Source organism: Mycobacterium triplex, assembly GCF_000689255.1.
Lineage (GTDB): Bacteria > Actinomycetota > Actinomycetes > Mycobacteriales > Mycobacteriaceae > Mycobacterium > Mycobacterium triplex.
The window spans coordinates 329872-349516 of record NZ_HG964447.1 but is presented as its reverse complement, the minus strand read 5'-3'; the positions used below and the strand labels follow the sequence as shown (position 1 = coordinate 349516).

Genomic DNA, 19645 nt, shown 5'->3' with positions numbered 1-19645 from the left:
AGCCCGTTTTACTCCTTGCGTCCGAAGAACCCGCGGCGGATGCAGGTGATCAACACATCGATGAGTTCGTCGTCGTTGATCGGCTCGGGCAGATCGAGGGCCGCCTGCGGCAGGCGCGTGACCAGCGCCCGCAAGATCAGCGCCGAGACCACCGGATCGAACGGGTACCGATCCGATCCGCGGATAAGCATCCTAGCCACCCCGATGTCCATCTGCACTTGTCCGTTCTCGCCGATGCTGACGATCGTCGGATCGTCGGTGGCGCCCTCGGCCCACGCCTCGATGCAGCCCGAATACTTGTCGTAGAACTCGACGTAGGTGCCCAGCCAGTGCCGCAGCGTAGACGTTTTGCCCACAGGATCCACCTCGGCGATCCGGTCGGCGAACGCCATTCCGGCGCTGTAGATTTCGGCGGCCACGGCAGCGAGCAGATCTTGCTTGTCTTTGAAATACTTGTAGAACGTACCTCGCGCCACGCTGGCCGACTCGACGATGTCGTCGACACTGGTGCTGCGGTAGCCGCGCGCGCGGAATTGAGCGGCGCCGGCATCGGCCAGAGCATTCACCGTGATGACGGCACGCTTACTGAGGCTGGCGGTGCGCTCGCTGACCGGCAGCCCCGAAACGTCTGGCGCCGGGGGCACTTCGAGCGCGTCCACGTCCGCCGCCGGGTCTGCGCTGGCATGCAGACCTAAAGACGTCAACACCGACCGCGGCGTATCGGGGAACAGCATCAGCTGCAGGAATACCGACAGCGTGTCAACCGCGTCCTTGGCGCTGCGACCGTAAGCCCGGTCGGTGTGCACGAACAGATTGAGGCGGTGCACCAGCGCGGTCATCGTCATGGCCGCGACCTCCGGGTCCAGCCCCGTCAGGCCGGAGGCGGCGAGCCGCTCGGCGATGCGATGGTTGTAGCTGCGCACGAAGCGGGTGATTTCGGGGCGCACCTTGGTGTCCGACGAGGCGATCGCCGTCCACTGCACGAACATGGTGGAGTACTTGTCGAACACCCAGCTCCATTCGCCCAGCCACCAGTTCAGATTGTCGAAACCCACCTCGTCCGGCCCGAGCGCGCCGATGCGGCGCGCCACCCGGAACAACGCGCCGCCGCATTCATTGAGCAGCTCCAGAAAAATCTCGTCCTTGCCCTTGTAGTACTGGTACAAGGTGGCCCGGGACACCCCCGCTGCCTTGGCGATCGCGTCGACCGACGTGTCGAAGTACCCCAGCCGACCGAACAGCTCCAGCGAGACCTCGGCGATCCGGCCTCGGGTGCTGGCACCGCGAGCACCCACGGCGGGGCTGGACGGGCCGTAACTGGCCCTGCGGACGATCGAGGCTTCGGACATGGCGGGCTTAAGCCTATGGCCGATCTGTGCTGCCCGCGTCGCGCCCAGCGGTGTTTCTCGGGACGAGGAACTCAGCGGAGCCCGCAATTGCGATCCCGCCCGTCTGTCGTGCGGCCGTCAGCTCCACGCTCACCCGGTCGGCGTCGGCTTCTGCCGACACCGCGGTCACCGTGCCGGAACAGGTCAGCACGTCGCCGGGCCAGACCTGCTCGCGGAAGCGGACACCGAAACGGCGCACGCAGCGAGCGCCCAGCCAGTCGGTGGCGAACCCGGCCAGCAGTGCCGCAGAGAACATGCCCTGCGCGAACACCGAGGGATAGCCTGCGGACTGTGCGAGCTGATCGTCGTAATGCATGGGGTTGAGATCGCCGGACGCGCCCGCATAGCGGACAAACATCTGCCGGGTCAGCGGCCCAAAGTCACGGACCGGCGCACGTGCACCGACACTCACAGCAGTGGTGGTCACCGTCATTGCTTAGCCGCCGTCTCGATGAAGGTCGCTTTGGCCTCGGCGACGAGTGCTCCCTGCTCGTTGCGGTATTCGGTGACCACAGTGGCGAAACGCATTGTGCCCCCACGCTTGCCGGGTTTCGAGTAGCGGTCGACGATCCGCTCCTGCGCGATCAGCACGTCGCCGGCGGCGGGCGGAGCGGCGTGGAACGTGTATTCCTGCTCCCCGTGCAGCAAGCGCTTGCGCTCGAACCCCACGTCCACCCTGGCACCGGCCGGCGCCCAGCGTCCGCCGGTGGTCAGGAACGTCGGCGGGATGATGGCGTCCGGACCGCGATAGGCCGGATCGTCACACATCATGGCTTCGGCGAACTCGGCGATCTTGCCGCGTTCCACGATCAGCTCCCATGTCCGTCCGGCGCCGTCGTCAGCGAGACTGTCAGGCGAAGCGTTCATAGTGACCAATAGTGTCAGAAAAAATACAGAACTGGAACCAAATCATCGCTTCACAGCCAATGAACCGCTTGTCCAAAGATGACATAGCTGCCAGAATCGGTGGCCATGGTCGAGTTGGCGGCGAGCTATGTCGCGGGCAAATGGGTGTCGGAAGCGCACGCCGGGACGCTGGATGTGATGTCGCCGAGCACCGGCGAGCTGCTGGGCACCGTGGGTCTCGCCGGCCGGGCGGAAGTGGATTCCGCGGTCGCGGCCGCCCGCAGTGCCCTGCCGGCCTGGGGGCGGGTGCCCGCCGCCGATCGCGGCGCGGCGCTGGGCCGACTCGCCGAGGCGCTGAACGCCCGCAAAAGCGAACTGGCTGACCTGACCACCGCGGAGATCGGCTCGCCGCGATCCTGGAGCACGTTCGGTCAGGTCATCACCGCGGTCGGTGTACTGCGCGCCTACGCGGCGATCACGCCGGACTATCCCTTCTCGTCGCGGCGGCCTTCCATGACGGGCGGCACGGTCGAAGTACGTCAACTACCCGTCGGCGTGGTCGGCGCCATCGTGCCCTGGAACACGCCGCTGTTCATCGCCGCGTTGAAGCTCGGTCCGGCGTTAGCCGCGGGGTGCACGGCAGTGCTCAAGCCATCGCCTGACGCTCCACTCGAATTCGGCGTGCTGATGGAGGCGATCGAGGAAGCCGGCCTGCCCGACGGCGTGGTCAACGTCGTCAACGGCGGTGCCGAAACCGGCGAGCTGCTGACCGATCATCCAGGCGTCGACAAGATCAGCTTCACGGGATCGACGGCCGTCGGCGCGCGGATCGCGGCTTCGTGCGGCTCCCGCATCCGCCGCTGCAGCACCGAGCTGGGCGGGAAGTCCGCCGCCATCGTGCTACCCGACGCGCCGCTCGAGACGACGGTACCCGGCTTGGTCACCGGCGTGATGGGCAACAACGGTCAGCTGTGTGCCGCGCTGACCCGTATCTTGTTGCCGCGCAGCCGATATGACGAGTTCGTGACCGCACTCACCGCCGCGGTCGCCGGGTTGGTCGTCGGAGATCCCGCCGACCGGGCCACCGACATCGGTCCACTGATCAACGAGGCCGCGCGTAGCAGGGTCGAGGGGTTCCTGCATCGCGCGCGGCACGACGGCGCCACCGTGCTGGTCGGCGGCGAACGGCCCGACCGCCCAGGCTGGTACGTCTCCCCCGCGCTGGTCGAGGCCACCAACGACATGGAGATCGCCCGTGAGGAGGTCTTCGGCCCGGTCGCGGTCGTTATCGCCTACGACGACACCGCCGACGCCGATGCCGATGCCGCCGAGGCGGTGGCCATCGCCAACGACTCCCGCTACGGCCTGGTCGGGGCGGTGTGGTCCGCCGACGAGGAAAGGGCGGCCGCGGTGGCGGCCCAACTGCTCGTCGGTTCGGTGGCCGTCAACTCGACCGCGGTGCTCGATTTCGCCAGCCCGTTCGGTGGATTCAAGCAGTCCGGCATCGGCCGCGAAGGCGGCCCCGAGGGCATCGCCGGGTTTGTCGAACATCAAGCCATCATCCGATAGGGGCCGGAAGGCCAGAGAGAATCGAGCACAGCAGTGCACACCCAGGCAGCGGTCCTATTCGAACGCAACACGCCATGGTCCATCGAGACCATCGAACTCGATGCGCCGAAGGCGACCGAGGTACTGATCGAACTACACGCTTCGGGCATGTGCCACTCCGACGACCACCTCGTCACCGGCGACATGCCGATCCGGCTGCCCTGCATCGGCGGCCACGAAGGTGCGGGCGTGGTCAAGTCCGTCGGCGAACACGTGTCGTGGCTATCGCCGGGTGACCACGTCGTGTTCAGCTTCATTCCGTCGTGCGGCCGGTGTCCCTCATGCTCGACAGGGCATCAGAGCCTGTGCGACCTCGGCGCAAAGATCTACTCGGGCATGCAGATTCACGACGGAACCGCCCGCCACCATCTCGGTGGCGAAGACCTGGCGCTGGCCTGCGGCGTCGGTTCTTTCGCGCACCACACCGTGGTGCACGAGGCAAGTTGCGTGAAGGTCCCAGACCACTATCGCCTCGACCTGGCCTGCCTTCTCGGCTGCGGCTTCATCACCGGTTGGGGATCGTCGGTGTACGCCGCCGAGGTCCGGCCGGGCGACACGGTCGCCATCGCCGGCGTCGGAGGCATCGGCGCCGCGGCGGTACAGGGTGCCCGGCTCGCGGGCGCCCGCACGATCACGGTCATCGATCCGTCGGAGTACAAGCGGGCCGAAGCGGTGAAGATGGGGGCCACGCATACCGCAGCGGACTGGGACGAAGCCAAAGATGTTGTCGCCGAGGCTACTTGGAACCGTGGCGTGGACAAGTTCATTTGCGCCATGGGAGTCGGTGACGGCCAACTGGTCGGCAGGGCGCTGGCCATGACGGCCAAGCGGGGCCGGCTGGTGGTCACCAACATCCACCCGATGCTGGAGCGCGAGATCCGGGCCAACCTGATGGACCTCACCCTGACCGAAAAGCAGATCATCGGAACCCTCTATGGCTCGGGCAATCCGCGTGCCGACATCCCGAAAATCCTTGAGTTGTACAGCGCCGGCCAGGTCGACCTCGAATCCATGGTGACTCGCACCTACCCGCTGGAGAAGGTCAACGACGGCTACGCCGACATGCACGCCGGCGCCAATATCCGGGGCGTACTGATCTATCCGCCCGCCGAGGGACTTCTCGCCGGAGAAGGTCGTGACCAGTAGACGTCTCGCGGGCAAGGTGGCGCTCGTGACCGGCGCAGCCAGGGGTCGCGGTCGAAGCCACGCGCTGCGTTTGGCCTGGGAAGGCGCAGACGTCGTGTTGGTGGATCTGTGCGACAACATCCCATCGTGCGACTACCCACTCGCGACGGGCGAAGACCTCGACCGCACCGCTACGATGATCGAGAAGCTCGACCGAAAAACACTGGTGTATCGGTGCGATGTCTGCGATCGAACCGAAATGGAGATCGCCGTCGACACCGCGGTGCGGCAACTCGGCGCACTCGATATCGTCGTGGCCAGCGCCGCCATTGCCCCGACTCAGCCGGACGCCCCAATCGCGGCCTTCATAGACACATTCGACGTCGACTTCATCGGCGTGGTCAACACTTTCAGCGCCGCGATGCCCCGGTTGGTCGAAGGATCGTCCCTCATCGCTTCCGGTCCCACATTCTCCCCGCAAGGACCATTTCTCGATCGACCGCAGGGACTCGGTGGGGCAGCATATGAGCTCGCTCAGTCGATGGTCTTGCAGTACGTGAAGACGCTGGCCAAACAACTAGCGCCACAAGGTATCCGGGTAAACACCGTCAGCGGAGCGGAGGATGCCGGCGAAGTGCGGCGTGCCGGGCGGCTGCATCGGCCCGTCATGCTCGACGTGGATTGCAGAGGCAATCAGGCTGGTGCGTCGCTTTCGACGATGTTATGGCCAGCGGCGACTTGGGCTGACACTGACGCATCCGCTGCGGTGGCGTTCTTGGCAGCGGACGAATCGCGAGCGATAACCGGCCGACACGTCACGGTCGACGCCGGCTCGTCCCTCAACTAGCTCCGACGACGAGCACGACACCCGAGCGGCTCAGGTCGACGCCGTCCAGTTGGTGGTCGATGAGGTGAATGGCAGACCTAGTTTGGCAAGTATCCACGGCGGCAAGCGTTTTGGCATCGGTAAGGGTACCGATCGGGCGCCACGCGCCTTTAGCAACGCTTCGTAGGCGGTGGTATCGCCGCTGAACGGTTGTCCCTCACCGGCGATGAACCCGTACAGTTCGCATCCTTCAGGCCCGGCCTCCCAAGGTCCGAACACGTCCCCCCACTCGAGCATGATGTGCGTACCGGCGCGGGCGACTACGTCACCGCAACGGATCTCGCCGGCCAGAATGAAGTTGCTGTGATCGCCGGTGTGACCGTGCTGCGAGGAGATGGCACCCGGGTCCCACTTGTTCCAGAACGCGAAGTAACGGGGAGAAAGCTCGATCCACTTCTCCCAGATCGACGCCGTGCGACCATCAGCGAACTCGTAACGCAGCATTTCCTCGGCCGGTACATCGTCGAGATGCTTGATCGACGGTCCACCTTTCATCGGGCAGCTCCCTTCCTTGATTGCTCGACCCGCGTCTCAAGCCTGCACGGGCTCCCAACCACCGCCTTCAGCTGAGCGATGCGCAGCATCGATCACCGCAAGCGACAGCAACCCGTCCTCGAAGGTGGCCGCGCCGCTGGGGCCCCCGTCGAACGCGGGCAGCCAGTCCTGCAGCATCAGCGCCATCGCCCTGCTCGCGTGGCCCGCCAACCCGCCGGGCAACCGCTCGGGGTACGCGGGCTCGCGTTCATCAACCGTCAGAGGGCTCAGTCCGGGATCGGTGGCGGTGCCGAGACTGTACGCCGCAGAACGCAACTCGCCGTCGCCGATGATGGTGCCATCGGAACCGAACAACTCCAGGCGGTAGTAGTCGGCGTGGGCGCCCATGACCGTGAGGCTCAACACGACGGTGACCCCGGACTCCATACGCATCAGCAGCGCCGCAGTATCGTCGGCGGTGACCGCCAGAGTCCCCCCGTCGGGCAGTTCGCGGACCGGGTCGCTGGTGCGGACTTCGGCGCACACCGATACCGGGCGGCCGAGCAGGCTGCACAAGAAGTCCAGATCGTGCACGAGCATGCCGGCCAGATAGCCGCCGCCCTGCTCGCGGTCGTACATCCAATGGGCCTGCAGCGGATGACTCGGATGCCAGTAGGACGCGCTGCGACTGACCCGCGCAAAGTACTGCGAACCGAGGAAGCCCGAGCGCACCCGGTCCGCGACGGCTAACCAGTCGGGGTTCCAACGGTTCTCGAAGCAACAGGCAGTGGGCAGCTCGGCATCCGCCGCAGCGCGCACCATGTCGCGGGCAGCCTGCAGGTCACCCGCCAGTGGCTTCTCACACAGCACGGGCTTGCCCGCCGCCAGCGCGGCGATCGTCATCTCATGGTGCAGCGCAGTGGGCGTCGCGACCGAGATGACGTCCAGGTCGTCGCGGGTCACGAACGACCGCCAATCGGTGGAGGTCTGTTCGATGCCCAATTTGGTCGCCACCCGTTCCAGGCGATCAGGTGTACGGGCACAGAGCGCGACGGGATCGAAACCCTTCGCCGCCCGGAAACCGGGCACCTGCACATGCGCGCCCCAACCGACGCCGATGATGCCGACCCGTAAGGTCATGTGCTCTCCTCCGCTCCTCCGACTGCAGTGACACCAATGTTAGATAACTCGCGCCTGCTGCGAACAAATATCGTGTCATTGCCCCGTTTGATCGAGCACCCCGGCATTGCCTATAAGTGACATGGGTGCCAGAATCGGGTGCTGTGAGCGCAATCGAGACCGACGAGCAGCAGTTCGCGCCGCTGATCGATTTGCGGTGGTGGCAGGAGCGTCCAGCTGACCGCAGCGAGCTCTACCGGCGCCTTCGCGAGGCCGGCGGCCCGGTGTTCGTCCGCACCAACCGACCCGACTCACCGCGGCCCCGTGGATTCTGGGCGGTTGGCTCCCACCGCGACGTCGTCGACATCAGCCGCCGGCCCGGCGAGTTCAGCTCCGGCCAGGGCACGCAGATCTTCGACCAGACCGCCGAGATGCGCGAATACCGCGGCTCGATCATCGACATGGACGATCCCGAACACATGAGGCTGCGCAAGATCGTCTCGCGCGGCTTCACTCCCCGCATGCTCTCCGATTTGCGCGGCCTGGCCCACGAAACCACCGCCGAAATTCTCGACGAGATGCCGCGTTCGGGTAGGTGCGACTTCGTCTCCTCGTTCGCCACCCTTCTGCCGCTGCGCATCATCGACAACATGCTGGGCGTCCCGCGCGAACATGAACAATTCATCGTGCAGGCAACGAACGTCGTGCTGGGCGCCTCCGATCCCGAGTACGTACCCGACCAGACCGTCGCCGGCATCGAAGCAGCCGTCACCGACACCAGCGAGCAGCTCATCGAGCTGCTCAAGCAGATCGCCGAGGACCGCATTGCGCATCCCCGCGACGATGTGATCAGCAAGCTGGTCACCTCGGACGAGGAGAATCTGACCCCCCAGGAGTTGGCGAAGTTCTTCATCTTGCTGATCGGCGCCGGCAACGAGACCACGCGCAATGCGCTGACCCATGGGCTGCTCATTCTCAGCGCCCACCCCGAGCAGCGTGACCGGCTACTGGCGAACTACGGCGACATGGCGCCCACCGCGGTCGAGGAAATTCTGCGGTACGCCAGCCCGGTGATTCACATGCGCCGCACGGTAACCCGCGATGGCGTGACGCTGACCGACTCGCAGGGCGCGGTTACTCACACCTTCAACGCCGGCGACAAGGTGGTGGTCTGGTATCCCGCCGCCAACCGCGATCCCGCGGTGTTCGACCAGCCGGAGCGCTTCGACATCGGTCGCAAACCCAACAATCACATCGCTTTCGGTGGCCCGGGACCGCACTTCTGCCTGGGCGCACACCTGGCCCGCCTGGAGCTGAACGTGGCGTTCGAGATGCTCTACGCGCGCTACCCGGACATCACCGCGGCGGGCGAACCGGTCATGCTGAGATCGAACTTCGTCAACGGCATCAAACACCTCGAGGCCAGCTACACACCATGAGCACACAAGCGGCGGTGCTATCCGACATCGCAGACGGCGTCATGACGATCACCTTGAACCGGCCCGAAGCCGCCAACGCGGTACGACCCGACGACCGTGATGCGCTGATCGCGCTATTGGGCGCCGGGGACGCCGACGAGAAGGTCCGCGTGGTGGTGCTGCGCGCGAACGGCAAGCACTTTTGCTCCGGCGCCGACGTGGGATCGCTGGCCGAACGGCGTGCAACGAGCGAGAAGCGGGTGCTGGAGCCAACGAGGCGCATCATGAACGGCGCCCAGAGGCTGGTCGCCAGCGTGCTGGACTGCAATAAACCGGTGATCGCCGCGGTGCACGGTGCGGCGACGGGTCTGGGAGCCCACCTGGTATACGCCTCCGACTTGGTGATCGCCACCGAAAACGCTTACTTCGCAGAGTCTTTCGTCAAACGAGGGCTGGTCGTCGACGGTGGCGGCTGCTATTTACTGCCGCGCCGCATCGGCATGCAGAAGGCCAAGGAGATGGCATTCTTCGGCGAAAAGCTCTCGGCAGCAGAAGCATTCACGCTGGGTTTGGTGAACCGGGTGGTCAGCGCCACCGACTTCGAGGCCACGGTCAGCGACTTCGCCAGCCGGCTCGCCGGAGCCCCGACGTCCGCGATCGCGTTCACCAAACGGCTGCTCAACGACTCCCCCGACACCGATCGGTCCGGTGCTTTCGTCGCCGAGGCAATGGCGCAGGAGATCCAGTCGTATTCGCACGACTCCACCGAGGGTGTTCAGGCGTTCGTGGAGAAACGACCGACCGAATTCACCGGGTGGTAACGGTGGCCCGCTTGCAAAAAGGGAATGACATACCAACGATCGACGCGGCCAGCGCTCCCTACTGGGAGGCCGCCCGGCAGGGTCAATTGCTGATCGCCGAATGCGCGGCCTGCGGCAAGGTCCATCACTATCCGCGCCCGTTCTGCCCCTTTTGCTGGAGTGAGGACGTGCGGCCGACAAGGGCGAGCGGGACCGGAACGCTGTATACGTATTCGACCGTCTACGTCAATGATTTGGCACCGTTCAAGGAGCGCCTGCCGTATGTGGCCGCGATCGTCGAACTGGCCGAGGGCCCGCGGCTGATGACGATGATCGAAGGCGCCGACGGTGACCACCTTCGGGTCGGGATGCCGGTGACCGCGGTGTTTCGCCCGGTCGACGACGCCGATCCGGAAAGCCCATTCCTGACGGTATTCGCACCAATCGAGGAGAGCCCATGACCGGACTGCTCGACGGCAAAGTCGCCCTGGTGACTGGGGCGGGGCACGGCATCGGCCGCGGCCACGCGCTCGAGCTGGCCAAGCACGGCGCCACCGTGATCATCAACGACCTGGGCACCAGCTTGTCCGGCGAGGGCACCGGCAAGGTCGCCGACGAAGTGGTGGCGATCATCGAAAGTCGCGGCGGCACAGCTGTTTCCGACTTCAGCGATGTCGGTGATGAGGAGCAGGTCGACCTCGCCGTCGAGCGAGCCTACTCGCAGCTGGGCCGGCTGGACATCGTCGTCAACAATGCGGGAATCGTTCGGGACAAGGCGATCTGGAACATGTCCGCCGACGATTTCGACCTCGTGATGCGAGTGCACGTTCGCGGTAGCTGGCTCACCAGCCGCGCGGTCGCCCGCAAGTGGCGCGCCGAATCCAAGGAATCCGGCGGAAAGGTCTACGGGCGCATCATCAACACCACCTCCGGCGCCGGTCTGCACGGCCATTTCGGGCAGACCAATTACAGCGCCGCGAAGGCCGCGATCGTCGGCCTGACCCAGACGCTGAGCCTGGAGTTGGCGTCGATCGGCGCGACCGTGAATGCCATCAGCCCGGGTGGGCGCACCCGGATGTCAGCGTCCATGCCGGGCGCGCAGGCCCCGATCGAGCCGGATGAGCGCGCCGAGGACGAGTTCGACCCCAAGGATCCGTCACTGGGCTCGCCGGTGGTGGCCTGGTTGGCCAGCCCGGAGGCCGGTCACGTCAGCGGTCAGGTGATCCGTGCGATGGGCGAACATCTCCAACTTCTCAAGGGCTGGCATCCGGCGGCATCGGTCTCCAACGGCCAGAAGCGCTGGGACGCAGAGAAACTCGGCGCGATCATGGCCACCGACGTGTTCGGCACCCGCAATACCGGCCTGCGACTCGGCGGCTGAGCGCGATGGCAGACATTGCGGAAGTCGAGCGGGAATTTCGGCGCTACTTCATGACCGGCCCAGTGCTCGAGGACTGGCAGGCCTGGGCCGGCCTGTTCACCGACGACGCGACCTACTTCGACCACTTCTACGGAACGTTTACCGGTCCGGCGGAAATCACCAAGTTCCTCGAGGGGACGATGGGCGCCGCACCGCAGGTCTACAGCCCGCTGGTCTGGTACGTCGTCGACGGCGCCCGCGTCGCGTACAAGGTGGTCAACCGCGCCGATAACCCGGAGCCGGGCGGGGCGCCCATCGACTTCCCCTCGTATCAATTCATCGAATACGCCGGCGGCGGCAAATGGCGTTCTGAGGAAGACGTCTGGCTGCTGCCCGAGATGAAGGGCTTCGCTGCTCGCTACGCGGCCGCCGAGGCCGCCCACCCGCAGACGCTCGAACAGAAGCTCCGTCGCGAGGACTGGGGTTCGTGGGTGGACTGGGCGCGTCCGGAACCGGGACACCACGCAGCCCCGTCGTGGCTAAACAAGGCCGGCTTCACGCCGTTCTCCGGCGTTGCGGACATCGACTTCGGGGTCCGGTCACACTGACACCCGGTGAGTGTCGTTGCGACTGGTGGGCCTAATCAGCCCGCCCGCGTGAAGAGGGGGCCGAGCCGCTCGGGTGTACTCCCGTGCAAGACCAGCTCGTCGACCCCTGCCGCTCGGTAGCGGTGAAATACCTGGTGGCAGGCGGACGCCGATCCGACCGCCGCCGCCTCGCCGGTCCATGCCGCGGGCAACAGCGACGCGACCTCGACGAGTTGCTCCCGGGTGAGCACGGAGTCCGCCGAGCCTCTGATCCCGTCGAGCAGGGGGTGGGATCGCAACCGGCTCAACGGCTCTGGATCCCATCCGTTGACGGCCGCCAGTCGCTCTCCGAAGCCCGGAATCTGGTAGTAGGTCACCGCGCGGGCGCCGACGAGCGCGAGTTCCTCGTCGGCAGGGAGTTCGCAGGCCACTACCACGGTGGCGTACACCCGCACGCTGCCCGTCGGCCGCCCAGCCGCGCGTTCGGCGCGGCGGACGAGCTCAACCGATCGGCGCACGGCGGGAGTGGTCAGGAATGGATGCAGCAGCACCCCGTCGAAGTGACGGCCGGCGAGCTCCAGGCCCTTGGGCCCGATCGCCGCGAAGACGACAGGTGGCACCGGCTGATCGGGTAAGTCGTTGAGCCGCAAGGACGGGTAGGTGCCCGCGGGTCCGTCGTAGCGCACCTTCTCCCCGCGGCACAGCCGACGGAAGATGTCGGCGTGGTCGACGATCGAGGCGTTCGTAGAGGTCGGCAACCCGACGGCCTTCCACATGGCGTCCACCGAGCGGCCGACACCGAGGACGAACCTCCCGCCCGAGAGCGCCTGCACCGTCATCGCCAGCGACGCCAGCAATGCGGGATGCCGCGATTGCAAATGCGTTATGCCCGAAGCGATTCGGATTCCCGACGTGACCTGGCTGATCGCGCCGGCGATCACGCCGAGGTCCTTGGTGCCCCACCGCTCGCTGAGCCACACCGTGCGCAGGCCGAGACGCTCGGCGGCCTGCGCCTGGCCGATCACGGCGCCGGAATCGGTGACACGTCCGGGAAGCACGTAGGCTCCAAGCGCCGGACTGCTCCACCGACTGTTGTCCATGACCGCTATTCTGACAGTAGTGTTCAGTACTTGGGCAAGGGGTTCTTCAGATGGCGTACACCTCGACGCGCGGCGACGTCGGCGACCGGGTGGGCGAGGTACTCCAGGCTTGGTTGCCACTTCGGCTGGCGGGTACGGAAGCGACCGCCTTCGTCGTCTCCGATTTCACCGCTCCGCCAGCCGGTTACTCCGGGCGAACGGTGTTCTTCACCGCCGCCTGGACCGACCGGGCCGGCGTGCGCCTTTCCGAGGATCTGGTACTGCGCGCACAGGCAGAAGACCACCAGTTGTTCACCGTACCCGACGCCCCGCGACAGGCCGAAGTGATGCAACGACTTGGCGCGCAGGGGATTCGAGTTCCGCACATCGTTGGCATCGAACGCGACGCCGCGGTCCTGGGGTCGCCGTTTTATGTGATGCGCCGAGTGCGGGGGCGCACACCGTCGGACGTTCCGAGTTGGCACAAGCGCGGCTGGACTGTCGACCTTTCCGCTGCCGATCGGGAGTTGTTGTGCAGCAACGGACTACGCGCACTCGTCGACGTGCACCGCGTCGACGACCCAGAGACGTTGCGTTTCCTCCGAGGCGGCGCCGACCAGACCCGTACGGCATTGCAGCGCTACCTCGACAAACTCAGCGGCTGGTACGAGTGGTGTCGCGCCGATTTGGTGGTCGGTGCGGATGTGCTCGCACAGGCCCTGAAGGTGATTCTCGCCGCAGCGCCGCACACCGATGCCGAGACGGTGGTGTGGGGCGACGCCCGCGTCGGAAACATGTGTTTCGGCGAGGACTTGTCGGTGGTCGCATTGTTCGACTGGGAGACCGCAGGCACTGGTCCACCGGACATAGACCTCGGTTGGTGGCTGATGTTCGAACGTTTCCTCTGCGAAGCACTGGGCTTCGCTCGCCTGCCCGGTGTACCCGACGACGGCGAAACCGTCAGGCGCTATGTGCAATTCGGCGGGACCGTGACCGGCGACATCGTCTACTACCAACTGTTAGCCGCCTTCGTCCTGTCGCTGATCAACAACCGACTCGCCCGGCTCTTGGTGCGCGACGGACTCGATGCCGCCACGGCTCGTAGCTATCCGCAGACGTCAGTCGCGCTGGTCGAGTGGTATCTCGACCAGCTCTGACGGGGCCGGCACGAGGGGATCACGCGACAGCATTAGAACTGCGCCATGCCCTGGTCGACCGACAACCGGGTGGCTGTGACGAAGCGTGACTCGTCGGAGGCCAGCCAACACACCGCGGCGGCAACATCTTCCGGCTCGCAGGCCCATTGCGGCAGGAACGGGGTCCCCATGTTGTTCAGCGTCGGGTTGGTCTCGATCGCGGCGAACAGCGCGGCGATCATGTCGCCACCCCCCATCGGAGTGTTGACCGGACCGGGATGCACGCTGTTGACCCTGATGTCGTGTTTTCCCAGTTCGGCGGCGAAGGCCCGCGCCATCCCCGTTACGGCATGCTTGCTCGCGGTGTAATGCACCATGTACGGCTGTACCTTCACCCCGGCATAAGAGCTGGTCAGTATGATCGACCCGCCACGGCCGCCGTCGATAATCCGCTGCGCTCCGGCCATCACGGTGTTCCACGTACCGGTCACGTTGACGTCCATGATGTCGCGGAACGACTCCGGGGTGATCTCGTTCCACGGTGACGGGATGCAGATTCCCGCGTTGGCCACGATGACGTCTAGTCGTCCGTAGGCCTCGACGCCCGCGTCGACGGCGCGACGCAGCGCGTCCAGATCGCGGATATCGGCTGCGGTGGCCATTATTCGACCACCTGCGGCCTTCACCATCTCCACGGTCTCGGCGAGGTCGTCGGGGGTGGCCGATGGGTAACGCACTGATTCGGGTAGCGGGGCGGCGAGGTCGACGGCAATGATGTCGGCACCTTCGACGGCCATTCGCACTGCGTGTGCGCGGCCTTGTCCCCTAGCGGCGCCGGTGATGAACGCGACTTTCCCGGCGAGTCGACCCGTCATCAGGGTGTCCCCGCGCTCGCGTGGTCCAACGCCAGCGGTCCCTCGCGTACTGCGGTGTCCAGCAGCCCCAGCTCCACACCTGCCTCGACCGCAGCTTCGCGGCACGCCGCGATGTCCTTGCGCAAGAACGCCCCGGCCAACTCCGCGAACCGGTCCATCCCGCCGACGCGGTGCGCCTGTTCCGCCGCGTGACTCCTGGCGCTGCACACCTGCAGCGTGGACAACAACACGTCCGGCGCGACGCCCAACCGGTCTCCCAGTTGCGTCGCCGCGGCAAGGAGTTGGGCGTTGGCCGCGAACAGCAGGTTGTTGATCAGCTTGAGCGCCAGCGCGCTGCCCAGTGCACCGGTCGCCACCACCGGGTCGGCATAGGCGTTGAGGACGGGCGTTACTGCGGCGACGGCGTCACTCGGTCCCCCGATCAGCACGGTCATGCTGCCTGCGTTGATGTCGTCCGCGGTGCCGCTGACGGGCGCATCGAGGATGACCGGCGGCGAAAGACAACTATCCCGCAACGCCTCGAGGGTGGACAGGGTGCCGGTCGTGTGAGACACCAACACTGCACCCGGCTTAGCGTTGGCGATGAAACCGTCTGCGCCCAGCCCGGTTTCGCGCAACTGTGCATCCGAGAACAGGCATGCGATGAGGATGTCGCTACGGCGCGCCAGGTCAGCCACCGAATCGGCCATTGCCGCGCCCTTCGACTCCAGTCGCAGGCGGACCTCCTCGCGCCGGGCGTAGACCAGGACGTCGTGTTGGGCGCCGAGCAACCGCTCGACCATGGGCTCGCCGAGTTGTCCGGCGCCAAGGAATCCGACGGTGTTAGGCACTGCGCTCGCTAAAACTTGGACGGTCCCGATCAGCTCAGCTCCAGGTCAGCTTGAGCGAATCGACGCCGAACACCTGACCACCGTGCTCGATAGGCTGCCCGGAGACCTCGTAGTTCGGAATGCGCTTGTGCCACTCCTCCAGCACCACCGCCAGCTCCTGCCGCGCGAGGTGCGAACCGAGGCAGCGGTGCGGGCCGCCGCCGAAAGATAGGTGACGTGTGACGCCGCGGTCGAAGTTGACCGTGCGGGCATCGTCATAGGCCGATTTATCCCGGCCCGCGAACGCGAGGGAGAACGACGCCATGTCGCCCGCCTTGACCGGACATCCGTGAAAATCCATGTCCTGGGTTGCCTTTCGTGCCGTCTGCACGATCGGATAAACCCGTAGAAGTTCCTCCACTGCCTTTGGAATGAGCTCGGGTTCGGCAACGATCCGTGCGCGGTCGGCCGGATGGGTGGCCAGGTGCAGCATCGCGTAGGACAGCTGGTTGGAGACCGTGTCGAGCCCGGCCATGAACAGCAGCAGGAGACAGTTGAGCAGTTCCAGGTCGTTGATGGGTTCGCCGTCGAGCGTCCAGTCAATGGCCTTGCTGACGATGTCGTCCGCACTTGGGTCACGATTCTCGCGCCGCTCCGCAATCAGGCCGGAGAAGTAGCCCATCACGTGCGTCATGCCTTCGAGCCGGGCCGCGTTGACTTCCTCTCCCGCCCCGCTCTGGTGCAGGATCATGTCCTCCCAGGCCAGGAACTTCTCGAGATCCTCGACGGGCATGCCCATGATGGTCAGGAAGACCGTCGACGGGAACACCCGCGAGATCCGCGTCACGAAATCGCACCCACCCTCGCCGGCCACTTCTTCGATCAGTCCCGCGGCCAACTTCTGCTGCGCGTCGCGCAGGCCCTTGACGCGGCCAGGCGAGAAGTACTCCGCCAGCACATGACGCCACTTAGTGTGGTCGGGCGGGTCGAGCATGATCGGGATCCACTTGTACGGCGGCTCCGGATCCGTCGGCACGATCACGCTGCTGGACCAGAGCTCCGGGTGCTGGAGCCCGTCCAGGATCACCGAGTTGTCGGTGAATACCCAGTACTCCATACCGGCCTCGGTGTTGCGGAAGACCGGTCTGGCCTCGTCCTGGCACTCGTCGAGCAAATGGAAGTGAGCCAGCGCAGGCGAGTCCGGAGCGTTCATGTCAATCTGCTTCATGGGACACGTTGCCGTGGGCTGATTCTGGATCATGATGTCCTTCCGTGCGGCTTCGAACGGGCGCGAACTCGAAGCACTCGCGGCTCGCATAATACGACAGTCGACTGTCAATCTGGACCGAATGACGCGACAGGTCAAAGAAAACTCGTCAAACTAGGTTAACTATGTTGTGGGACGGACGCAATAGTCCGTGCAGCCTGGCGGGCTATCAGCGGACCGCGAAGCCGGCGTCGAGCGGCCAGGCGATACCGGTGATGAACTTCGCCTCGTCGGACACCAGGAACGCCACCGCGTTGGCGATGTCCTCGGGCATCAGGATCGGGATGGGCAGCGCGTTCTGCATCGTGGCCAGCGACGGATCATTGGCCTCGAACATCGCCGCCATCACGTCGTTCATCACCATTCCGGTGGCAACCCCAGTCGGGTGAATCGTGTTGACGCGGATCGAATGCTGCGCCAAGTTATTCGCCCAGGTCTGCATCAGAGCGACTAGACCGCGCTTCGCCGCGCCGTACGCTTGCCCGCCTGCGCGATCGGTATTCGGGGCCTTCAGGCCGGCGCTCGAACTGGTCAACACAATCGAACCGCCGCGTCCACCGTCGATGAGGGCTGGGATCGCCGCTTCCACCGTGTTCCATACGCCGATGAGGTTGACGTCGATGATGTCGCGGAACGTCTGTCGCCGATCGCCGCCCGGGCCCAGCCGAATGACGCCGGCGTTGGCGATCACGATGTCGAGGCGGCCGAACTCGGCGAGCCCGTCGGCCACCGCCTGCTCGACGGCATCGGCGTCGCGGACGTCGGCCTGGCGGGCGACGATACGTCTGCCCTCCTTTTCGACGAGCTTGGCGGTCTCGTCGAGATCCTCGGGACTGGCATTGGGATAGTCGATCGAGTCGATGTCGCGGCAGATGTCGAGCGCGATGATGTCCGCGCCGTCCGCCGCGAGCCGCACCGCGTGCGCGCGGCCCTGGCCTCGCGCTGCTCCGGTGATGAAGGCGACTTTGCCGTTTAGATTACCCATGGTCCCCTGCTCCTCAACATCTAGCCAGTCATGCTGCCGGTGTGAATCCTTGCTTGCCGCAAGCCTTCCTGCGGGTCGTCGACCTCGATGTCCCAGGCGCCGCACGAGCACGTACAGCGGAAATGCCCATTCAGGGGCAGGATCGCCTGACCGTCACAGGATCCGCCGGTGTTGGCGATGCTGCTGAGGAACTCGAGGGGCTTCTCATGCAGAGCGCTGTCGTCGGACACGGTGTTACTCCTCGCCCCGAGCGCGGACCCGGAAGACGGGCAGTAGCCAGCCATCGGCGATCGGTGAGAAGTCAACGTGCACAGGCATTCCTATCGTGACGTCGGCGGGTGCGATGTCGACGACGTTGGAGACCAGTCGCGCACCGGGTGCGTCGGGCAGGTCGAGGACCGCCGGCACCAGCACCAGATCCGGCATGCCGGGGAAACCGTGCACGACGGCGAAGCTGTAAACGACGGCATCGCCGCTGAGATCGATCCAATTTACTTGTCTCGACTGGCAATTGGGGCAGAATGGGGTGGGGGGCAGCCGGAAGGACCGGCAGTCGGCGCACTGCGGCGCCACCAGACGCCGTTGTTTCGCGGCGATCCAGAACGGCTCGGTGTCCTTGTTCATCGCAATCCGGACGTGCTCGCCGGGGATCGTAGTGGCGAGGGTGGCGGCGGCGGTGCTCACGCGGCGCGTCCCAGGATCAGGCCGCTCACGGGCAGGCTCGCGGGGCCACCGGTGACCAGGGCGAGTTCGGCGTCGGCGACCTGGTTGATGGCGGTCCCGCGCATCTGCTCGACTCCTTCCATGATGTGAGTCATCCCGATGATGTAGGCCTCGGAGAGCTGACCGCCGTGGGTGTTGACCGGAATCGAGCCGCCGTCGTACCGGATCGCTCCACTTTCGACGAACTCGCCGCCGTCCCCCTTGCCGCAGAACCCATAGTCCTCGAGCTGCATGAGCACCATCGGGCTGAAATGGTCGTAGAGCAGTGCGACGTCGATATCAGCGGCGCCGACGCCGGCCTGCTCGTAGAGCCGCTTGGCGATGGGCGCGTTGCCCGAGGAGGCGAAGTATTCGTCGGGCATGCCCATCCAGGCGAACGCCCTGCCCCAGTCCCGGACCCCACCGTGGGCTGCAGCAACCACCGGCACCGGCGGTTGCCGCAGATCTTTGGCCCGGTCCATGCTGGTGGTGATCACCGCGACGGCACCGTCGGTCTCTTGGCAGAAGTCGTAGAGGCACAAGGGCTCTGCGATCATTCGCGCATTGAAATAGTCGTCCAACGTCAGCGGTTCGGGGTGCATCGCCTTCGGCCGATTCGCCGCGTTGGCTCGCGTGGACAACGCGATCTCGGCGAACGCCTCGCGGCGGGTGCCGTAGAGATGCATGTGCCGGCGAGCCATCACCGACATCAGATGTCCCGGGCCGAACAGTCCCGACGGCTGCAGGAACGAATTGATCGGATCGGGCTCCAGTGCCGAAAACACCGACCCGAGGCGCTGTTTCGCCTGCTGCAGCGCCATCACCGTCACGACAACCGAGGCATCGCCGGCGACGATCGCGGCCCGCGCCAGCCCGATGGCACCCGCGGACCCGCCCCCGCCGGAGGTCAACGCGGCGGTGAACCGAATCTCAGGAATCCCAAGCGTTTCCACGAAGTCGGCGGTGTCCATCTTCTCGGTGTAGCCCGCGCTGGCGCCCGAGTAGTAGGCGAAGCCGTCGACCTCGGTCACGGGTAGGCCGGCGTCCGCACACGCCGCCAGGATCGCCTCGCCGGCCAGTTCGGTGATCGATTGAGGCAGCGACCCGCCACGCTTGTAGTAGGGCGTGGCACCGACGCCCACAATGGCGACGTCGCGTAAACCCTTTGTATTGGGCACGCG

At 65.8% G+C, this 19645-nt stretch carries 22 protein-coding genes; 9 read left to right on the top strand and 13 right to left on the bottom strand.

What is annotated here, in order from left to right:
• Nucleotides 1-8 precede the first annotated feature (8 nt).
• The 3 genes from BN973_RS29170 to BN973_RS29160 are packed head-to-tail and all read right to left on the bottom strand — an operon-like array spanning nucleotide 9 to nucleotide 2255.
• Nucleotides 9-1349 carry a TetR/AcrR family transcriptional regulator gene (locus BN973_RS29170; RefSeq protein ID WP_036473859.1) on the bottom strand — a complete coding sequence of 447 codons (1341 nt, stop codon included), beginning with the start codon at nucleotides 1347-1349 and terminating at the stop codon, nucleotides 9-11.
• A 13-nt stretch (nucleotides 1350-1362) separates the two neighbouring features.
• Complete coding sequence (locus BN973_RS29165) at nucleotides 1363-1821, bottom strand: MaoC/PaaZ C-terminal domain-containing protein (RefSeq protein ID WP_036473858.1); 459 nt, start codon at nucleotides 1819-1821, stop codon at nucleotides 1363-1365.
• Nucleotides 1818-2255 (bottom strand): FAS1-like dehydratase domain-containing protein, encoded by a 438-nt coding sequence (locus tag BN973_RS29160; RefSeq protein ID WP_176234843.1) that lies wholly within the window; start codon nucleotides 2253-2255, stop codon nucleotides 1818-1820. Before BN973_RS29160 ends, BN973_RS29165 begins: the two co-directional genes overlap by 4 nt.
• Before the next feature lie 105 nt (nucleotides 2256-2360).
• On the opposite strand from BN973_RS29160, the gene BN973_RS29155 reads away from it, so the two are divergent.
• Genes BN973_RS29155 through BN973_RS29145 form a run of 3 tightly spaced genes read left to right on the top strand, consistent with a single transcriptional unit; the run spans nucleotide 2361 to nucleotide 5814 of the window.
• Entirely contained in the window at nucleotides 2361-3803 is a 1443-nt protein-coding gene (locus BN973_RS29155; protein ID WP_036473857.1) for an aldehyde dehydrogenase, read from the top strand.
• Nucleotides 3804-3836: 33 nt separating this feature from the next.
• Entirely contained in the window at nucleotides 3837-4988 is a 1152-nt protein-coding gene (locus tag BN973_RS29150; RefSeq protein ID WP_036473856.1) for a Zn-dependent alcohol dehydrogenase, read from the top strand.
• Nucleotides 4978-5814, top strand: a complete 837-nt coding sequence (locus BN973_RS29145; RefSeq protein WP_330981755.1) for an SDR family oxidoreductase — start codon at nucleotides 4978-4980, stop codon at nucleotides 5812-5814. The genes BN973_RS29150 and BN973_RS29145 overlap by 11 nt, the downstream gene beginning before the upstream one ends.
• Nucleotides 5815-5844: 30 nt before the next feature.
• Here BN973_RS29145 and BN973_RS29140 read toward each other — a convergent pair whose 3' ends face one another.
• Both BN973_RS29140 and BN973_RS29135 read right to left on the bottom strand, forming a co-directional pair.
• Entirely contained in the window at nucleotides 5845-6348 is a 504-nt protein-coding gene (locus BN973_RS29140; protein ID WP_036473853.1) for a cupin domain-containing protein, read from the bottom strand.
• A gap of 36 nt (nucleotides 6349-6384) precedes the next feature.
• The gene (locus BN973_RS29135; protein WP_036473851.1) at nucleotides 6385-7467 is read right to left on the bottom strand and encodes a Gfo/Idh/MocA family protein; all 1083 of its coding nucleotides are present in this window, start codon (nucleotides 7465-7467) and stop codon (nucleotides 6385-6387) included.
• 143 nt (nucleotides 7468-7610) lie between these two features.
• Between BN973_RS29135 and BN973_RS29130 the strand changes: the two genes are divergently transcribed.
• Genes BN973_RS29130 through BN973_RS29110 form a run of 5 tightly spaced genes read left to right on the top strand, consistent with a single transcriptional unit; the run spans nucleotide 7611 to nucleotide 11632 of the window.
• The gene (locus BN973_RS29130) at nucleotides 7611-8885 is read left to right on the top strand and encodes a cytochrome P450 (protein WP_036473849.1); all 1275 of its coding nucleotides are present in this window, start codon (nucleotides 7611-7613) and stop codon (nucleotides 8883-8885) included.
• Complete coding sequence (locus tag BN973_RS29125; protein ID WP_036473848.1) at nucleotides 8882-9685, top strand: enoyl-CoA hydratase/isomerase family protein; 804 nt, start codon at nucleotides 8882-8884, stop codon at nucleotides 9683-9685. The genes BN973_RS29130 and BN973_RS29125 overlap by 4 nt, the downstream gene beginning before the upstream one ends.
• A complete protein-coding gene (locus BN973_RS29120) occupies nucleotides 9679-10125 on the top strand; it encodes a Zn-ribbon domain-containing OB-fold protein (RefSeq protein WP_036473846.1) in 447 nt (148 codons plus the stop codon). Before BN973_RS29125 ends, BN973_RS29120 begins: the two co-directional genes overlap by 7 nt.
• Nucleotides 10122-11045 carry an SDR family NAD(P)-dependent oxidoreductase gene (locus tag BN973_RS29115; RefSeq protein WP_036473844.1) on the top strand — a complete coding sequence of 308 codons (924 nt, stop codon included), beginning with the start codon at nucleotides 10122-10124 and terminating at the stop codon, nucleotides 11043-11045. The genes BN973_RS29120 and BN973_RS29115 overlap by 4 nt, the downstream gene beginning before the upstream one ends.
• Before the next feature lie 5 nt (nucleotides 11046-11050).
• Nucleotides 11051-11632, top strand: a complete 582-nt coding sequence (locus BN973_RS29110; protein WP_036473842.1) for a nuclear transport factor 2 family protein — start codon at nucleotides 11051-11053, stop codon at nucleotides 11630-11632.
• 35 nt (nucleotides 11633-11667) lie between these two features.
• Here BN973_RS29110 and BN973_RS29105 read toward each other — a convergent pair whose 3' ends face one another.
• Complete coding sequence (locus BN973_RS29105; protein ID WP_036473840.1) at nucleotides 11668-12711, bottom strand: TIGR03857 family LLM class F420-dependent oxidoreductase; 1044 nt, start codon at nucleotides 12709-12711, stop codon at nucleotides 11668-11670.
• Nucleotides 12712-12761: 50 nt separating this feature from the next.
• Here BN973_RS29105 and BN973_RS29100 point away from each other — a divergent pair, with 50 nt between their 5' ends.
• Entirely contained in the window at nucleotides 12762-13847 is a 1086-nt protein-coding gene (locus BN973_RS29100) for a phosphotransferase family protein (RefSeq protein ID WP_036473838.1), read from the top strand.
• A gap of 32 nt (nucleotides 13848-13879) precedes the next feature.
• On the opposite strand, the gene BN973_RS29095 is transcribed toward BN973_RS29100, so the two are convergent.
• The 7 genes from BN973_RS29095 to BN973_RS29065 form a co-directional block, all read right to left on the bottom strand.
• The gene (locus BN973_RS29095; RefSeq protein WP_036473836.1) at nucleotides 13880-14701 is read right to left on the bottom strand and encodes a mycofactocin-coupled SDR family oxidoreductase; all 822 of its coding nucleotides are present in this window, start codon (nucleotides 14699-14701) and stop codon (nucleotides 13880-13882) included.
• Nucleotides 14701-15531 (bottom strand): NAD(P)-dependent oxidoreductase, encoded by an 831-nt coding sequence (locus BN973_RS29090; protein ID WP_036473833.1) that lies wholly within the window; start codon nucleotides 15529-15531, stop codon nucleotides 14701-14703. The genes BN973_RS29095 and BN973_RS29090 overlap by 1 nt, the downstream gene beginning before the upstream one ends.
• A 34-nt stretch (nucleotides 15532-15565) precedes the next feature.
• A complete protein-coding gene (locus BN973_RS29085; protein ID WP_051641732.1) occupies nucleotides 15566-16738 on the bottom strand; it encodes a cytochrome P450 in 1173 nt (390 codons plus the stop codon).
• A gap of 208 nt (nucleotides 16739-16946) precedes the next feature.
• The gene (locus tag BN973_RS29080) at nucleotides 16947-17762 is read right to left on the bottom strand and encodes a mycofactocin-coupled SDR family oxidoreductase (RefSeq protein ID WP_036473831.1); all 816 of its coding nucleotides are present in this window, start codon (nucleotides 17760-17762) and stop codon (nucleotides 16947-16949) included.
• Nucleotides 17763-17782: 20 nt separating this feature from the next.
• Nucleotides 17783-17992: a hypothetical protein gene (locus BN973_RS29075; RefSeq protein ID WP_036473829.1), complete on the bottom strand. Its 210-nt coding sequence runs from the start codon at nucleotides 17990-17992 to the stop codon at nucleotides 17783-17785.
• Between the two features lie 4 nt (nucleotides 17993-17996).
• Complete coding sequence (locus tag BN973_RS29070; protein ID WP_036473827.1) at nucleotides 17997-18446, bottom strand: Zn-ribbon domain-containing OB-fold protein; 450 nt, start codon at nucleotides 18444-18446, stop codon at nucleotides 17997-17999.
• Nucleotides 18443-19642 (bottom strand): thiolase C-terminal domain-containing protein, encoded by a 1200-nt coding sequence (locus BN973_RS29065; RefSeq protein WP_036473825.1) that lies wholly within the window; start codon nucleotides 19640-19642, stop codon nucleotides 18443-18445. The genes BN973_RS29070 and BN973_RS29065 overlap by 4 nt, the downstream gene beginning before the upstream one ends.
• Nucleotides 19643-19645 lie beyond the last annotated feature (3 nt).

What these genes read in the sequence shown, in the direction of transcription:
- BN973_RS29095 (WP_036473836.1), bottom strand. Translation starts at nt 14,701, where the DNA reads ATGACGGGTCGACTCGCCGGGAAAGTCGCGTTCATCACCGGCGCCGCT.
- BN973_RS29085 (WP_051641732.1), bottom strand. Translation starts at nt 16,738, where the DNA reads ATGAAGCAGATTGACATGAACGCTCCGGACTCGCCTGCGCTGGCTCAC.
- BN973_RS29165 (WP_036473858.1), bottom strand. Translation starts at nt 1,821, where the DNA reads ATGACGGTGACCACCACTGCTGTGAGTGTCGGTGCACGTGCGCCGGTC.
- BN973_RS29155 (WP_036473857.1), top strand. Translation starts at nt 2,361, where the DNA reads ATGGTCGAGTTGGCGGCGAGCTATGTCGCGGGCAAATGGGTGTCGGAA.
- BN973_RS29115 (WP_036473844.1), top strand. Translation starts at nt 10,122, where the DNA reads ATGACCGGACTGCTCGACGGCAAAGTCGCCCTGGTGACTGGGGCGGGG.
- BN973_RS29110 (WP_036473842.1), top strand. Translation starts at nt 11,051, where the DNA reads ATGGCAGACATTGCGGAAGTCGAGCGGGAATTTCGGCGCTACTTCATG.
- BN973_RS29100 (WP_036473838.1), top strand. Translation starts at nt 12,762, where the DNA reads ATGGCGTACACCTCGACGCGCGGCGACGTCGGCGACCGGGTGGGCGAG.
- BN973_RS29105 (WP_036473840.1), bottom strand. Translation starts at nt 12,711, where the DNA reads ATGGACAACAGTCGGTGGAGCAGTCCGGCGCTTGGAGCCTACGTGCTT.
- BN973_RS29080 (WP_036473831.1), bottom strand. Translation starts at nt 17,762, where the DNA reads ATGGGTAATCTAAACGGCAAAGTCGCCTTCATCACCGGAGCAGCGCGA.
- BN973_RS29170 (WP_036473859.1), bottom strand. Translation starts at nt 1,349, where the DNA reads ATGTCCGAAGCCTCGATCGTCCGCAGGGCCAGTTACGGCCCGTCCAGC.
- BN973_RS29140 (WP_036473853.1), bottom strand. Translation starts at nt 6,348, where the DNA reads ATGAAAGGTGGACCGTCGATCAAGCATCTCGACGATGTACCGGCCGAG.
- BN973_RS29125 (WP_036473848.1), top strand. Translation starts at nt 8,882, where the DNA reads ATGAGCACACAAGCGGCGGTGCTATCCGACATCGCAGACGGCGTCATG.
- BN973_RS29135 (WP_036473851.1), bottom strand. Translation starts at nt 7,467, where the DNA reads ATGACCTTACGGGTCGGCATCATCGGCGTCGGTTGGGGCGCGCATGTG.
- BN973_RS29160 (WP_176234843.1), bottom strand. Translation starts at nt 2,255, where the DNA reads ATGAACGCTTCGCCTGACAGTCTCGCTGACGACGGCGCCGGACGGACA.